General features: G+C 65.7%; 16 protein-coding genes. 4 read left to right on the plus strand and 12 right to left on the minus strand.

Annotated elements, in window-relative coordinates:
* The first annotated feature begins 14 nt into the window (after positions 1-14).
* Positions 15-431 carry a hypothetical protein gene (locus tag VF329_00740; GenBank protein ID HEX7079526.1) on the plus strand — a complete coding sequence of 139 codons (417 nt, stop codon included), beginning with the start codon at positions 15-17 and terminating at the stop codon, positions 429-431.
* A 110-nt stretch (positions 432-541) separates the two neighbouring features.
* Positions 542-676 carry a hypothetical protein gene (locus VF329_00745; GenBank protein ID HEX7079527.1) on the plus strand — a complete coding sequence of 45 codons (135 nt, stop codon included), beginning with the start codon at positions 542-544 and terminating at the stop codon, positions 674-676.
* A 25-nt stretch (positions 677-701) separates the two neighbouring features.
* On the opposite strand, the gene VF329_00750 is transcribed toward VF329_00745, so the two are convergent.
* Entirely contained in the window at positions 702-3458 is a 2757-nt protein-coding gene (locus VF329_00750) for a TonB-dependent receptor (GenBank protein HEX7079528.1), read from the minus strand.
* Positions 3459-3716: 258 nt separating this feature from the next.
* Between VF329_00750 and VF329_00755 the strand changes: the two genes are divergently transcribed.
* Both VF329_00755 and VF329_00760 read left to right on the plus strand, forming a co-directional pair.
* Positions 3717-4070 carry a PadR family transcriptional regulator gene (locus tag VF329_00755; GenBank protein ID HEX7079529.1) on the plus strand — a complete coding sequence of 118 codons (354 nt, stop codon included), beginning with the start codon at positions 3717-3719 and terminating at the stop codon, positions 4068-4070.
* Positions 4071-4234: 164 nt separating this feature from the next.
* Positions 4235-5185, plus strand: a complete 951-nt coding sequence (locus VF329_00760; GenBank protein ID HEX7079530.1) for a DMT family transporter — start codon at positions 4235-4237, stop codon at positions 5183-5185.
* A gap of 34 nt (positions 5186-5219) precedes the next feature.
* Here VF329_00760 and VF329_00765 read toward each other — a convergent pair whose 3' ends face one another.
* The 11 genes from VF329_00765 to VF329_00815 form a co-directional block, all read right to left on the minus strand.
* On the minus strand, positions 5220-6095 hold the full coding sequence (locus tag VF329_00765) for a PHB depolymerase family esterase (GenBank protein ID HEX7079531.1): 876 nt from the start codon (positions 6093-6095) through the stop codon (positions 5220-5222).
* A gap of 43 nt (positions 6096-6138) precedes the next feature.
* Positions 6139-7659 (minus strand): response regulator, encoded by a 1521-nt coding sequence (locus VF329_00770; GenBank protein ID HEX7079532.1) that lies wholly within the window; start codon positions 7657-7659, stop codon positions 6139-6141.
* The gene (locus VF329_00775; protein HEX7079533.1) at positions 7659-8075 is read right to left on the minus strand and encodes a response regulator; all 417 of its coding nucleotides are present in this window, start codon (positions 8073-8075) and stop codon (positions 7659-7661) included. The genes VF329_00770 and VF329_00775 overlap by 1 nt, the downstream gene beginning before the upstream one ends.
* Positions 8072-9805: an ATP-binding protein gene (locus VF329_00780; GenBank protein HEX7079534.1), complete on the minus strand. Its 1734-nt coding sequence runs from the start codon at positions 9803-9805 to the stop codon at positions 8072-8074. Before VF329_00780 ends, VF329_00775 begins: the two co-directional genes overlap by 4 nt.
* Positions 9802-10794, minus strand: a complete 993-nt coding sequence (locus VF329_00785; protein ID HEX7079535.1) for a SpoIIE family protein phosphatase — start codon at positions 10792-10794, stop codon at positions 9802-9804. Before VF329_00785 ends, VF329_00780 begins: the two co-directional genes overlap by 4 nt.
* Positions 10791-11195 (minus strand): anti-sigma regulatory factor, encoded by a 405-nt coding sequence (locus tag VF329_00790; GenBank protein HEX7079536.1) that lies wholly within the window; start codon positions 11193-11195, stop codon positions 10791-10793. Before VF329_00790 ends, VF329_00785 begins: the two co-directional genes overlap by 4 nt.
* Entirely contained in the window at positions 11176-11544 is a 369-nt protein-coding gene (locus tag VF329_00795; protein HEX7079537.1) for an STAS domain-containing protein, read from the minus strand. Before VF329_00795 ends, VF329_00790 begins: the two co-directional genes overlap by 20 nt.
* Positions 11545-11549: 5 nt before the next feature.
* On the minus strand, positions 11550-12410 hold the full coding sequence (locus VF329_00800; GenBank protein ID HEX7079538.1) for an STAS domain-containing protein: 861 nt from the start codon (positions 12408-12410) through the stop codon (positions 11550-11552).
* A 319-nt stretch (positions 12411-12729) separates the two neighbouring features.
* Positions 12730-13752, minus strand: coding sequence for a glutaminase A (gene glsA / locus VF329_00805; protein ID HEX7079539.1), 1023 nt, complete (start codon positions 13750-13752; stop codon positions 12730-12732).
* Positions 13749-14855, minus strand: a complete 1107-nt coding sequence (locus tag VF329_00810; GenBank protein HEX7079540.1) for an amidohydrolase family protein — start codon at positions 14853-14855, stop codon at positions 13749-13751. The genes glsA and VF329_00810 overlap by 4 nt, the downstream gene beginning before the upstream one ends.
* Positions 14856-14867: 12 nt before the next feature.
* Positions 14868-15165: hypothetical protein (locus VF329_00815; protein ID HEX7079541.1), on the minus strand; the 298-nt coding region annotated here is incomplete at its 5' end.

Consider the following 15165-nt stretch of genomic DNA (forward strand, 5'->3'; position numbering starts at 1 on the left):
CCGCGGAGCAAGGCATGTTGCACGGCGCCCGAACGCTTCTCCTGCCGCTCGTCTGTTTCGCCTGCACGAACGGGCAGCGTCCTGCTCCGTCGGCGAGCGAGGGCGACCCCGCGGGCACTGACCTGCTCGTGAACCGCGTGTGGACATTGTCCGAGCCCGCGGAACGACCCGGCGTCATCAAAGCCTTCCTGAGCGACGGTACGTTGATTCAGGACTCGTGTTGGGAAACGCACCGACTGTCGCACTGGGAGCGCGAATCCGACGGGCGCCTGCTCTGGCGCGAGGACGGCATAGCCATTCGGGCCGTGATCGTAACGCTGACCGAGACCGAGCTCGTGCTCAGGATCGACCTCGCAGGCGGCAACGGCTCGATCGAAGAGCGGCTCGTGCCGGCGGCGGTGCCTTACGTCTGCCCCGATTATCCTCGGTAGAGATTCGCTCATCCCGGCCAGTTCGAGCGCTGCACGGCCAGGGGAGTTACGTTCTACGACGAGCGATTCGTCGCTCTGCGCTTCGCGTCGTTGACCAGGAAACCGCGGGTATGCGCAGTGACCTCGAGGCAGAGATTCACGCGAGCGCGAGCGGTGTCGTCCGGCACGTGTACATGGCAGTGCTCGGCCAAATGGCCGTGCTCCTGGGTTTTGCCTACTTCTTCGCGACGCACCTGGCCCCGTAGAGCCGGGCGTCGGGGCTCGCCTAGCCTAGAAGCCCCACGAGAATCCCACCCGGTACATGCGTCCCCGCAGGTCGTAGACGAAGCTCGTCGTGGTTCTGAGGTCTCCCTGATTGATCGGATCCTCTTCGTCCGTGGCATTGACGACCGCGCCCGTGAACGTGCCGCGTCCCGAAGGCAGCGTGTACTGGTAGAGGAGATCCAGCGTGTCGAAATCCTTCTCCTCCGTGCCCGGATTCAGCGGAAGCAGGTCGTTCCGGAGCCCCGCGATGTGCCGGATCGTGGCGCGGGCATGGTGGTCGCCGCGCTGCCAGTCGAACGCCAAATTCGCCACGAGATCCGAATTCGGGTAGCCGAAGTTCGCGAAGTTGTAGCTGCCCGCCCCCTCGAACACCCGGCCCTCGCTGGTGAGCGTGTACTCGTCGACATAGGTTCCGGTGAGGCCGATGTTCCAGTCGTTCGCGCCGCCGCTGAAGCTCCAATCGAAGTTGAAGTCGATGCCGGACGTCTTCATGAAGTCCTGATTGACGTAGCTCAGGATCAACAGCGCGATATTGTCGATGCTGATGCAAGTCGGCCCGACGTTCCCCGTGACCTCGCACACCTCTCTTGGAGAATTGGGTTGCAGGATGATGCGCGGATCCTCGATGAGGCCGTCCGCCGCATCGTTCGCCATGATGACGGTGCCGTCCTCGGTCACGATGAGATTCTCGAAATCGATATCGAAGTAGTTGAGATCCATCGTGAAATTGTCGGTCACGTCCCACCTGAACCCGATCGTGAAGTTCTGCGACTCCTCGGGCTGGAGATTCGGGTTCCCTTGGAGCAGACCGCGGGCGTTGGTCGCGTTGCCGTTGATCCAATTGCCGCCGCCCTGCGAGGCCGTGCCGAAGCTCTGCACCTCGCCGGGCTGCCGGAACGACGTCCCGGCGGTGGCACGGATGGACAGCCGGTCGGTCGCCCTCCAGAGGACGCCGATCTGCGGATCCGTGGAATCCACGCTGCCGTAGTCCTCGTAGCGCGCCGCGAGCTGCACCTCGACCGTTTCGCTCGGAAACATCAGGAGCTCCGCGAACAGCGCGTCGGTCTCGCGAACGCCGCCGTAGTCTTGTTGCGGCGTGGAGTTGAACGCGTAACCGCCGGTCTCGGTGATCGGGTCGAAGTCGAGGAAGAAGTCCTGCTCGCGCCGCTGCACGCCGATCGCGAGCCCGGTCGGGCCGCCGGCCATCTCACCGATATCTCCGGTGACGAGGAAGTCGTAGGTGACGAGCTTCGCCTCGCCTTCGGTGTTGCTGCTGGCGAAGATCCAGTCGTCGAGGATCGGGTCGTTGAAGTGCGCATCGTCCGGCTGCGCCAGGAAGCGGTTCGCGAACGGGTTGTAGAAGAAGCAGTCGCCGGTGCCCGGAGTGCCGGCGGCCGGGTTGCAATTGGGTCCGCCCAATCCCGCGAGAGCGTTCCTGAACCTGTCCGCGATCGTGTCGCCGCCGATGTTGCGCGTGTTGTTCGCCGAGAACGTGGCGGTGGCCGACCAATTCCAGCCGCTGTCGCCGAAGCTGCCGTCGAAGGTTCCCGCGAAGCGGTAGGTGTCCTGCTCGGCGCGCGTGTCCGTGGGCTCGTCACCGAGCGGGCTGCGAATGCGATAGCGCACCAGGTAGTCCACGCTGGTGTCCAGACCCGCGGCCGCAACGCCCGGATTCGTGCCCGGCACGACATAGCGACCGATGATCGGCAGGCCGTAGCCGAAGTCGTAGGCGTAGCGCGTGCGCGCAAATCCGATCTCGACCTGGCCGGTCAGGCCGCCGCCGAAGTCGTGGGTCGCCACCGCCAAGCCGTTGGCCTGCGTCGATTCCGGCACGATCGCGCGGCCGAGGCTGAGCGACATGATGCAACCGAGGCCGGTGCCGGGCGGGCCGGGCAGCGGGGCGACCACGCCGGCGGCCAGGCCGCTGCGGACGGTATCGGTGCCGCAGAGCGGGTCCGGCACGTTCGGACCCAGCACCGCGCCTGTCGCCGGATCGATCGGCTGATAGGAGCCGGGGTTCGCGAAGGTCGAGGTGAGGCCGAAGTCGGCGAGCCGCTGCTCGGAGTACCTGTCCTCGCTGTTCATGCGCTCTTGGCTTGCCCACTCGAAGCCCGCAACGATGTCCGTATCCTCGCCCTGTGACCCGAACAGGGCGCCGAAAGTGAAGTCGTTCGAGCTGATTTCGGCAATGGATTGCATCTCGGTGTTGATCTGGATGCCTTCGAAGTCGTTGCGCGTGATCAGATTGACGACGCCGGCCACCGCGTCGCTGCCGTAGAGCGCGGATGCGCCGTCGGTGAGCACCTCGATCCGTTCGATCATGATCGACGGCGCGAGATTGTTGACGTCGACCGAGACCACGCCGTCGAGGCCCGGACTGCCGTCCACGGTCTGGCGCCGGCCGTTCAAGAGCACGAGGGTGGCACGCGCTCCGAGGCCGCGAAGGTTCACGTTCGTCGTCGGCGAGACGAAGTTCTCGTTTCCGTTCACGATGGCCGATGTCGCCTGCACTTGCGGCATGACCTTGAACGTCTCGGCCAAGGACTGGCGCTGAGTCAGCTCGATCTCGCCGCCCGAGATCACGGTCACTGGCTGCGGACGGTCGGCCGGGCGCTCCAGATACGAGCCGGTGACGATGATTTCCTCGGCCTGGCTCTGCGCGGGCTCCTGGCCCTCGGCAGCGTGCGTCGCAAGGAACCCGGCCCCGCAGGCGGTCGTGACGGCTACCGCCAGTCTCCGCACCCGCAATCGATTCTGGTCCATTGGTGGTTTCCCCCTGTGCATTGTTGCTGCAATACCACGCTCGATGCGCCGGCTGCCATGGCCGGGCCGGTCCCTGCAACCCTGCGTATAGCGGTCCCTGCGACAAGAGATTCTATGCGATGAGTTCGCCGTGTGGGCGAGATTTATGCGCGAAAGCGACGGCGGCCCGGGCGCGCGCCGCGGCGACCTGCCGGCGTCCGGGGAGCAGCGCCGCCATCCAGATAGACGCCCGAAAGCAAAACCGTGCATACTCGGCGGATGACTAGGCATCCTAAAGGTCGAGCCGACGGCAAGCTGAACATCCCTCAGGGTACGCTGGACTTGCTGATTCTCACCATCGTCCGGCGCGAACCGCTTCACGGCTACGGCATCGCGCAGCGGCTGAAGCTGCTGACGCGAGGCACCTTCCAAATCAACCCGGGGTCGCTGTTTCCGGCGCTGTATGCGCTCGAGCGCGACGGCAAGGTGCGCTGCGAGGAACGGCTCAGCGAGAACAACCGCCGAGCGCGTTACTACGCCCTCACTTCGGAAGGACGCAAGGCGCTCGAGCGGGAGGAACGGCGCTGGAAACGGGTGACCGGCGCGATCGCGAGCGTGTTGGAGGGCGCATGACTGACGCACGCCGTGCGCGAGAAAAGGTGCCGCCGCACGAAGGATCGGAGTAACCTGCGCTCCTGCCCGAGGCCCGCTGACGCCTGGGTCCAGCCACGACGGCTGCTCGAGTTACGGGCTTCGCACGCCTTAGGATCCTCCTGAACCTTCGGAGCGGCACGGTTGTGGACAACCTGCGTGGAAGCCTGCTGATGATCGCCGCGATGGTGGGATTCGCGCTCGAGGACGTGCTGATCAAGCAGACGGCGTCCGCGCTGCCGATGGGGCAAGTGCTCGCTCTGATCGGCTGCGGCGGCACCGTCATCTTCAGCACGCTCGCGCTCGCCAACGGCAAGCGCATCGTGTCGCGGGAGGTGCTCTCGCGGCCCGTCGTGCTGCGCAATCTCGGCGAGATGGCGGGCTCGATCACTTTCGTGGCGGCGCTCGTGCTGACGACCCTTTCGAGCGCTTCGGCGATCTTGCAGGCGGCGCCGCTGGCCGTGACGCTCGGCGCCGCGCTGTTTCTGGGCGAGACCGTGGGCTGGCGCCGCTGGACGGCGATCGTCATCGGGTTCGTGGGCGTGCTGCTCGTGATCCAGCCGGGCCTCGCCGGGTTCACGCCCGCATCGTTGCTCGCCGTGGTCGCCGTCGCCGCGCTCGCGCTGCGCGACCTCTCCAGCCGCGCCGTCCCGGCAAACGTCACGAGCCTCCAGCTCGCGGCCTGGGCCTTCATGTCGAACATTCCGGCCGGAGTGGCGATGATGCTTGCGATGGGCACGCCGCCCGTCGGGCTCGCGGTGCCGGACGTCGCGCGCTTCGGCGCCATGTTCGTCGTCGGCGGCTTCGCCTACTACGCGCTCATCGGGGCGACGCGAACCGGCGAAGTCAGCGTGGTGGTCCCGTTCCGCTACACGCGTCTCGTGTTCGCGATGGTCCTCGGCAACCTCGTCTTCGGCGAGCGCCCGGATTTCCTGATGCTGACCGGCGCCGCACTCATCGTCGGCACCGGGCTGTACACGATTTGGCGCGGCGCGGCGCGGAGGGTGCCCGCACACGAGTATCCGTCCGATCTCTCGGACTTCCGCGGATCGTCGCGCGTCGAGGCCTCCGACGGCCGCGCGCAGCTCGTCGAGTAGATCGGTTGCGGTCGGATCTATCCGAAGCCGCGGCTCACTGCCGCAGCGAGTGGCGCCCGAAGAACTCCCACATCGCCGACGTCGCATCGACTTCGTCCCGCGCCCACGCATGCCCGAGCCCGTCGATGCGCACGAGCCGAACCTCGGCGCCGTCGTCGCAGCCCTCGTAGCGCAACGTCGATAGAGGCCCGGGCTCGTCGTCGGAAATCGCGTCGGGATCGCAGCCGTTGTGGGCGGCCCAACCCGCGAGCGCCTCGGGCACGCTCTCGAGCCACTCCGCGCCCCGCCCTTCAGCGTGCCCGTCGTACGTGTTGACCCGATCGGCGAGCCCATGGAACGTCAGCACCGGCACGGGTCGCCCTTCGCACGGACCCGGCCAGCGCAGCCCTGCCATCGGCGCGATCGCCGCGACGCGGTCGCCGAGGCGGCACGCGAGCAGCGACGACATGCGCGCGCCGCCCGAGAATCCCGTGGCGTAGACGCGCGCGAGATCCGTGCACGCGCGGGCCGCGACGTGATCGATGACGTCGGAGACATACAGCACGTCGTCAGCACGATCGTCCGTCGCGGGCACGTTCCAGCGGCGGCCCTCGGCGGCCTCGAGCGTCGCGACGAGAAATCCCTCGCGCGCCGCGAGCGCCTCGAATCGGCTCGTGTTCGCCTGACCGGCCGCCGTGCCGCCGCTGCCGTGAAGATCGAGGACGAGCGGCAACGGCGTGCGGCCGTCGTAGCTCGGCGGCACGAACAGCCGATAGCCGCGTTCTCGCCCGCCCGACGAGAGCCGCTGCTCGGTAACGCCGGGCGCCGCTTCGAGATCGCAGGAGCCCGTGGCGGGCGACGTTTGCGCCGCGGCGGTCGAGACGAGACCTACCGCGACGAGCGCGGCGGACAAAACATGCTGCACGTTCATGGCGCCTCCCCGAAGAAACGCCCCGATAGTACCGGATGTGGCGCTACTGCGCCGTCACGGCGCCGACGCGGCGCACGCTCCGCAATACCCCCTCGAGGGTCTTTCTTCCCATCGGTTTGACGAGGTGCCTGTCGGCGCCGGCCGCCGCGGAGCCCTGCCGATGGGCCGTCTGACCGTGCCCGCTCAACGTGCAGATCAGCGTGGCTGCGCTCCACGGCTGCCCGCGGATGGCTCTAACGGTCTCGAAGCCGTCCATATCGGGCATCGAAATATCCACGAAGACGACGTCCGGCTTGAACTCGCGCGCGATGTCCACCGCTTCGCGGCCGCTGTAGCTTGCCCGCACGTCGTGGTTCATCAGGCGGAGCAAATGTGCCATGGCGTCCGCCGAGTCCTCATTGTCGTCGGTGACGAGAACCTTCTTCGGCGTCGACGTGCCGGAATCGTCGAGTGGCTCCACGTCGAGCGGGTACTCTCCCGCCGTCTCCTGCACCGGGAGACGAACGGTAAAGGTGCTGCCGCGTTGCAGTCCCTCGCTCGCCGCGGCGATGGTGCCGCCGTGCATCTCCACGATGCGCTGCGCGAGCGCGAGGCCGATGCCGAGGCCCGTGCCCGGTTGGCGCGCCTGCACGAACAGTCCGAACACTCGATCCAGATCGTCGGCCAGCATGCCGATGCCGTCGTCGGTGATGGAAATCGCCACGTGTCCCGGCTCGCGGCTCGCCTCGATGCGTATGCGGCCGCCGTTGCCGGAGTACTTGATGCTGTTCGAGATCAAATTGCCGAATACCTGGGAGAGCCGCACGCGGTCGGCACGCAGCAGGATTTCGTCCTCCGGCATCTCGACGCTGAGCGTTTGGTGCTTTGCGTCGAGCTCCGGTCGCCGCGCTTCCACCGCCGTGTCGATCACTTCTCGAAGCGCAACGGACTCGACCTTGAGCGTGAGCTTGTTCTGGGTGATCCGGCCCATGTCGACGAGATCGTCGACGAGCCGCACCAGATGCTCGGTCTGCCGGCGCATGATCGAGAGCGTATCGGCGAGCCTGTCGTTGCCGCTCTCCCGTTCGATTACGTCGAGACAGTAAAGCAGAGGCGCAAGAGGATTGCGCAGCTCGTGAGCCAGCGTGGCGAGAAATTCGTCCTTGCGCCGGTCGAACTCTCGGAGCTGCGTCTCGGCGCGCTTGAGCCTCAGCATTGCGCGCACCGTGGCGACGAGCACGGCCGGCTCCATGGGCGCGACGAGGAAGGTGTCCGCGCCGCCCTCGAGGCCGCGCACCTGGTGCTCGGCCGATTCGAACGTGGCCGAGAGCATGATGATGGCCGTGGAGCAGATCGTCTCGTCCCCGCGCACGCGAGCGCACACTTCGTAACCGTCGATGTCCGGCATGGCGACATCGAGCAGCACGAGGTCGGGTTTCAGCTTCCGCATCAGCGCGATGGCTTCCTCGCCGCACGAGGCCTCGGCCGTGCGAAACCCGGCGTTGCGTAGAGTTCGCTCGTTGACGTAGCGGGCGGCGTCCTTGTCGTCGACGATCAGGATCAGGCTCTGCTCGAGAGGCAGCATCACGCTGCTCCTGCGCGGACCCGAACCGCTTCGCGCGTCGCTTGCCGGCTCCAGGTGTCGGCCTCGATGAGGCCGCTGGCAAGGCTGCCCTGGTCGAGCGCGTGCTTCGGAAGGAAAGGCGCGCGCAAGTCGAGCAGCAAAGCCTGCTCTTCCGAAGACAGCATCTTCGAGCTGCACGCGAGCACGGGCAGCGTCGACGTCACCGAATGGTCTCGCAGCAGCGTCAGCAAAGTGAAGCCGTCCATATCGGGCATCATGAGATCGAGCACCATGCAATCGGCGTCGCCCGCTTGCGCGGCGGCGAGCGCGAGCGCGGCATCCCCGGTGACGAACGGGTACTTGCAATAGGGCGCGACGTGCTTGCGAAGCACCGTGCGGAAGCTGTCGTCGTCGTCGACCAGTAGTACGCGGCTCATGCTGCTTCGCAGTGCTTCGAAGCACGTGATGTCCACCAGGCGCGGGTCGAGGGATGCCGGGCGGCGACGAAGTCGCCGTCGGCTCCGAGGTGGATCAGAGGAATTGCGCAGCGCTGAAGTCTGGCGACCGCCTCGCGCGCCGGTGCGCCTGTGAGCCCGAAGTCTGTGATCGCGGCGCGCGGCTGAAGACGCTCGAGGTAGTCCTTCGTGATCGCGTCGATACCGGCGGGTACGATCTCGAAGACGCTCTTCTCGAACAAGGCTTCGATGCGCCGCGACCGCTCGCCGCTCTGGGTGAGGATCAGCAGCGGGGCTTTCGCCCCGATACCCCGATGCTTTTCAGGAACCGGTTGGCGAAGCGGCGGCAGTCGGTCGAACGCCGGCCGGTAGAAACGCGGGACCAGCAAGTAGAAGCGGGAACCCACGCCCAGCTCGCTTTCGACCCAGACGCGCCCGCCCATCATGGACGCGAGCTTCCTGCACAACGGCAGACCGAGGCCCGTGCCCCGTACTTTGCGCTGAAGCGAATGCCTGACTTGCGTGAACTCGTCGAAGATGAATTCCTGATCGTCGGGGCCGATGCCGATGCCGGTGTCCGCAACGCAAAAGAGAACGCTTTCCTGAGCGGCGGGCTTGCTCTGCCCGGAAATGGGCTCGCCGTCGCGCAATCGCCGAGCGCTCACCTTGATCGAGCCTTCCTCGGTGAACTTGACGGCGTTCGAGAGAAAGTTGCGCAGCACCTGCCCGACTTTCGCTTGGTCGCCGATGATGCGGGGCACGTGGCTCGGCTCGTCGAACTCGAGCGAGATCGGAGATCCGTGCAGCAAGGGCCGCATCATTCCGCGAAGCGTCCCGAAGAGCTCGCCCACGTCGAACTGTCCGACTTGAAGGCTGACCTTTCCGGCCTCGACCTTCGAGAGATCCAGCAGATCGCTGACGAGCTCCAACATCTCCCCGGCCGCATCGTGAATCAGCCGCACTTGCCGGGCCTGCTCGGCGTTCAACGGTCCATCGCTCTCGTCCAGCAAGAGCTTCGAAAGCGTACAAATCGAGTTCAGCGGCGTCCGGAACTCGTGGCTCATGTTCGAGAAGAACTTCGTCTTGATCTCGTCGGCCTGGCGCAAATGGTTCGCGTGCTCGTCGAGCTCCGAGTAAAGCGCCATCACGCCGCGGTTCGTATCCGCGAGCTCGGCGTTCAGTCGCGTAAGCTCTTCCTGCTTCCTCTCGAGCTCCAGGAGCGTGCTCGAGAGCTCGCGGTTCTGCTGCTTGAGCTCCGTGAGATAAGCGTGTGTGGCCGTGTAATCGATCTGCTGGATTGCCTTTCGGATTTCCTCCGCGCGCAGGGCCGTGACCAACGGCGCGCCGTGCGGCAGCGTTCGGGCCAACACGACCTCGTCGCTTTCGCGGTCCTCGACATCGAGCCGGTCGAGCAGGCGCTCGGCCGCGAGCGTCCCGCCGGCGCCCGCGGCCGTGGCGTCGCATTCGAGATTCGCGCCGCGCACCCGAATGACGAGGCGCTGTGGGGCCGAGTCGTTCGTGACGGCAAGCTCTGCAAGGGCGACGGCTTCGTCGTCCCCCGTGGCGGCCCGGACGAGCTCGGAAACGGCAGTGGCGATACGGATCTGATCGTGATACTCGAAGCCGAGCAGCCGCGCGACGTGTCGCGCCGTCTGGCGCATGCCCACGGCGTCGAGGTCGTGCCGCAGCCGGATTCGAACCAACGGGGTCATGTGTGCCTCAGCACGACGACGGCAACGTCGTCGTTGCCGCGCGCAAAATCCCGATAGAGCCGGCCGGCGATGAGACCGGGATGCCGCGGCCACAACGGCTCGAGATGATGGGCTTGCCAGCGGGAGCTGATACCGTCGCTGTGCATCACCAGACTGCTCTCCGCCGTCCAATCGTACTCGAATTGCGCGATTCGGCTTGCCGTGTGGCCCAGAATGCCGTTCTGCGACACCAAATGCCGGGTACGCGCGTGGTCGACGATACAGGCCGATATGTTGCCGACGCCGCAATATCCGAGCCGCCCGGCATCCGCGTCGATCGCCGCGACCGCCACGGCGGCGCCGCGCGTCGGGCGCAGCGCCTCGCCGATCGCCGCCATGGTTTCCTTCGGGCTGCGCCAAGGTGTCCCGCGAAAGACCGCGACGGCCGCGGCGCTCGCTTCACACGCATAAACGCCGTGGCCCAGGCCGTCGCACATCAGCACCGCGACGCCCCGCTCGATCAACCTGCAATCCCATGCGTCGCCGTTCGAGCCTTGGCCTTCCTTCGCGCACGCGAACCCTGCAACCGGGAGATCCTCGCCGTTCCGTCGCGGGCGGCGTGCCAGCTCCGCGACGAGCACGGTGCCTTGGGGCGTCGAGAAGGCATCGACGCCATAGGCCAGGCGCGAGACCGCGCCGAGGCCGCTGCCGGAGGAGCCGGCCGAGGAATAGCCGTCCTCGAAGCACTTCGCCACATCGGGGACTCCCGGCCCTTTGTCCACGGCGACCAGCAGGATTCGAGCGTCGACCGGGGACGCGAGGCCGGTGACGGCGATGATGCCGTTCTGGGCATGACGAACCAAGTTGCTGGCGAGCTCGGTCGCGACGATCGAAGCATTGCTTCGGGCTACTTCATCGAAGCCGAGATGCTCGGCATGCTTCATCACCACGCGCCGGGCCTCCGCGACGCTGGACGGATCGAGGAGACGCACCGCGGACGAGGTGATCATCGCCAGCGCGTCACGCTGACACGCGTGCCTGCGCCGACCTTCGATTCGATCTCGAAGTCGTTCATCAAACGCTTGGAACCGGAGAGCCCGAGGCCCAGGCCGGCGCCGGTGGTGTACCCGTCTTTCATCGCGAGCTCGACGTCCGGGATGCCCGGCCCGGCGTCCGTGAAATCCATGCGAAATCCGTGCCGGCTGCCGTTCAGAACCCACCGGAAGCGTGCCGTGCCTCCCCGGCCGTGCTCGACGGTGTTTCTCGCGAGCTCGCTTGCGGCGGTAACGATTTTCGTCTGCTCCACCAGGCCGAAACCGATTTCGACCGCCCAAGCTCGCGCGCGTTGGCGCACCTGCACGACGTCTTCCTGAACCCGCAGCTCGAAGTTCTCATCTTTGACGACGTCCAACCTTGGCCTCCTCGAGCATCTCCATGCCTCGATCGAGGTTGAGCGCGGTACGTACTCCGTCGAGCTGCAGGCCCAGCTCTACGAGCGTGATCGCCACCGCAGGCCGCATGCCGACCACGACGGTATCGGCATCGAGCACCTTGGCGATGGCGGTGATATTCCCGAGCGTTCGGCCGATGAACGAGTCGACGACCTCGAGGGCGGAGATGTCGATGAGGACGCCCTTTGCGCGGGTGGCGACGACACGGTTGGCAAGGTCGTCCTGAAGCTGGAGCGCCATGCGGTCATGCATATCGACCTGGATGGTCACGAGCAGCGTATCACCGAGCCGCAGGATAGGGATGTCCACCGAAGTCAGTCCCGGTCGGCCGCCGTGTGCTCCACGGCCTGGCCGCGCAGCCGCAGCGCGTAACGAAAGGCATCGGCGAGGGAAGCTTTGGTAATGACGTCGCCGAGGTGCACGCCGAGGTGCACGATCGTTTGCGCGATCTGCGGGCGGATGCCGCTGATGATGCACTCGGCGCCCATGAGACGCGCGGCCGCCACCGTCTTCAACAGGTGCTGCGCGACGATGGTGTCGACGGTAGGCACGCCGGTGATGTCGATCACCGCGATTCCGGCACCTGTCGACACGATCTCCGTGAGCAACGATTCCATCACGACCTGCGTACGGGCGCTGTCGAGGGTGCCTATCAGCGGCACGGCAAGAATGCCGTCCCACAGGTGAATCACAGGCGTCGAAAGCTCGAGGAGCTCCTCCTGCTGACGGCGAATCACGTCCTCTCGGCTTTTCTGGAACGTCTCGACGGTATGAAGGCCGAGCCGGTCGATGAGCTTCGACGCCGTGACGATCTCTTCGGCGAAGTCGCCGCCGTCCTTGATCTCGGCCTGCAGCCGGGCGAACAGCGGCTGTTTGAGCGAGAACACGAAGAACGCGGTTTCGCTCGGTGTGAACCCTTGTCGTGCGCGCGAGCGCGACAGATTCTCGAGAACGTCTCGGGTCCGGCTCCAGTCGTCGCCGTCGATACCGTGCGTGGCGCCGTTTTGCACCGCGTCGACGAAGTGCCGCAAGAAGCTCGCCGACTCGGAATGCAATTGATCCTGGCTGATCGCGCCCGTCAGCGACGTGTTTTCGCGCCTTTGCAGGTCGACCCACTCAGCCAGTAGCTCCGACTCGTATCGCTTGACGATCGCCGGAATCTTCGAGCTCCCCATGGACCCTCCCAGGCAGACGACAATTCACAGGCGACGCGCATGGCGCGCCGCCAGTGTTCGGAACATCGGGGGCGCCGCGACCGCGGGCTCGAGAAGCGCCCGCAGGAGCGCGCGGGACTCGGAAAGTGTAGCAGAACGGCGGCGACGCTCGCTGCCGACATTCGATGGAGGGCCAATCCGAAGGATACGTGACCGCACGCGGCGTCCGGCTGGCGGCCGTCGCCCCGGTCTGCTGCTACTCGCTGAAGATAAAAGGAGAGGAGGGAGTCGTCTTGGCGCGTGACGGATCGGTCGTCACATTACTCCGTGTCGCCGCCGATCATCGTGCCTCGGGCGCCAGCGGGTTGCCGCCGAGCGCCGTCGAAACGTCGGCAATGGCTCTCTGTGCCCGGACGCTGTTCCCCGCCTCATCGAGCGGCGGCGAGATGACGGCAATGCCGAACTTGCCCGGTGACACGGCGATGATGCCGCCCCCGACGCCGCTCTTGGCCGGAAGTCCCGTGCGATAGAGCCACTTCCCCGAGTCGTCGTAGAGCCCAGCGGTCGCCATCACCGCGAGGAGCTCCGGCACGTTCTCGGACTGCATGACCTGCTCGTTCGTCACCGGATTCTTGCCGGCGTTGGCCAGCGTGCCTGCCATTGTCGCGAGGTCCTTGGCGTTGACGCTCACCGAGCACTGCTCGGTATAAATGTCCGTGGCGCGCATCGGCTCGTCCTCGATGTAGCCGTACGCGTACATCAAATAGCCGATCGCCTGGTTGCGCTGGTTGGTGTCCGATTCGGACTTGAACACTTCCTCGTCGACCGACAGCTGCCGCCCCGCGAAGTCCGAATAGAACGACAGGATGCTGTCCCAGATTTCCTCGCGCGTCGATCCGCTTACCATGCTCGTCGTTGCGATCGCGCCGGGATTGACCAGCGAGTTCATCTCGGGGCCGCCGAGGGCTTTCTGGGAGAGCTCGACCGAAACGATGGAGTTGAAGCGCATGCCGGTGGCATCCACTCCGATCGTGCTCGCGATCGCCTCCGGCCCTTGCTCTTCCATTACCTTCGCGAGCGTGAACACCTTCGAGATCGACTGTATCGATACTTCCGAAGAAACGTCGCCCGCCGTGTAGACCTCGCCTTCCGTGGTCACGAGAGCGATGCCGTAGATTTTCGGGTCGACCTTCGCGAGCGCCGGAATGTAGTCCGCATTGGCGCCTTCACTGAGGTCCTTGTATTTCATGTAGGCCGCATCCAGCGCCGATTGAATCTCCTCGTCGGACTGTGCCCTTGCCGCTCCCGCCAGGACCGTAAGCATCGCGACTGCCGTGCCGAATCGTTGCCGTCGTGTGTTCATCGTAGATTTTCCTCTTCCCAGGCCCGTACTTTGAGCCGGGCCGCATCGAACAATCGTTCGTAATTGCCTTTCAGGAACTTCTCCCGCGTCGCTTCGTCGAGTTGCTCGAGAAGAGGCGCGAAAAGCGCATAATTCGTGAGATAGGTTTCCTGGTCGCGCGGCGCCACCTCGTCGGTGCCGAACAAAAACCTGTCCGGGTAGCGGTTGATCAGGTCCGCCGCGATGGCGATCGTTTCCGGATTCGCCACGATGTACTTGGCGGTCTCCGTCCACGATAGATCGATGTGGACGTGCGCGAGCCCCGGGTCGGCGAGCACGCGTTCCATGATTCCGGCCATGTCGGCGATCGGATGCACGACGCGACCCAGGCCCATGTGTGCCCAGATGACGGTCGTGCCCGGATGCCGCCGGAGCAAGGTACCGAGCTGCCGTGCCGAATACGGATCCTGGCCGGCCTTCGGGAACGGCATGTCGATGTCGTTGTGAATCAGCACCACGAGGCCCGCTTCGCCCGCGAAGTCGAGGATCTTGTCGAGCGCCGGGTCCGAGAGGCTCGCCGGGCCGCCGGCGATCTTCGCCGAAACGAATTCCTTGTGGATGGTGAACTCGCCGATTCCGGTAAAGACTCCCGGGAAAGTCAGCAGCACGCGGCGGATGTGATCGACGGCATACATGTCAGCGGGGTTGAACCCGGTGATCATGGGGTCGAAGCGCTGCCGATCCTGCGCCGGCAACGACAGGTAGGCCTTTGCAATCGCCGCGTCGACGAACGAGTAGTAATAGAGGGGCGCGTCGGTCTGCAGGTAATAGGTCGGCGCGACGTCGCCGGTGTTGGAGTAGGCCCAAGTCTGCTGCAACGGAATCCCGAAAATGGCCGCCCGACCCACCTCGTCGCCCATGATCTCGAGAAACTCGGAGATCTCGAGACCTCGCTGGATGTAGTTCGTCAGGTGGAAGTGCGAATCGTGCAGCACGGGCTCGGGCGCAGCCGATTGCGCCGGGACTTCGGCGGCGTAGAGCACGATTGCAGACGCCGCGCAGGCGAGGGCGGCGCGCTCGATGCGGGTCCTCAAATCGCAGTCACGGCGGCCGACGGGGTGCATGTGCTCATTCCTTCAGAAACGCGCTTCCAGGTTCGCCTGAAATACCGTGCCGTTACCGCCGACCGCAAAGGGCACGCTCGAATAGCCGACCGGTGAATCCTTCAGGTAAAGCAGCTCGGTGTTGACACGCATCAGCCGCTTGCGGAACGGGTACCAGTTGAAGCCTATGCCCAAGTCCCAGGGTTCGCCGTACTCGCCGAATATCTTGGAGCCGACGAGGTAAACGCTGAGCGTCTCCGGCATCAGCATGGCGGAGGCCTGCAGCTCGAACCCGTGGTCGTACAGTTCCGTCACCGGTATCGAGCCCTCG

The organism is Gammaproteobacteria bacterium, assembly GCA_036381015.1.
In the GTDB taxonomy this organism is placed as follows: domain Bacteria; phylum Pseudomonadota; class Gammaproteobacteria; order Steroidobacterales; family Rariloculaceae; genus ZC4RG20.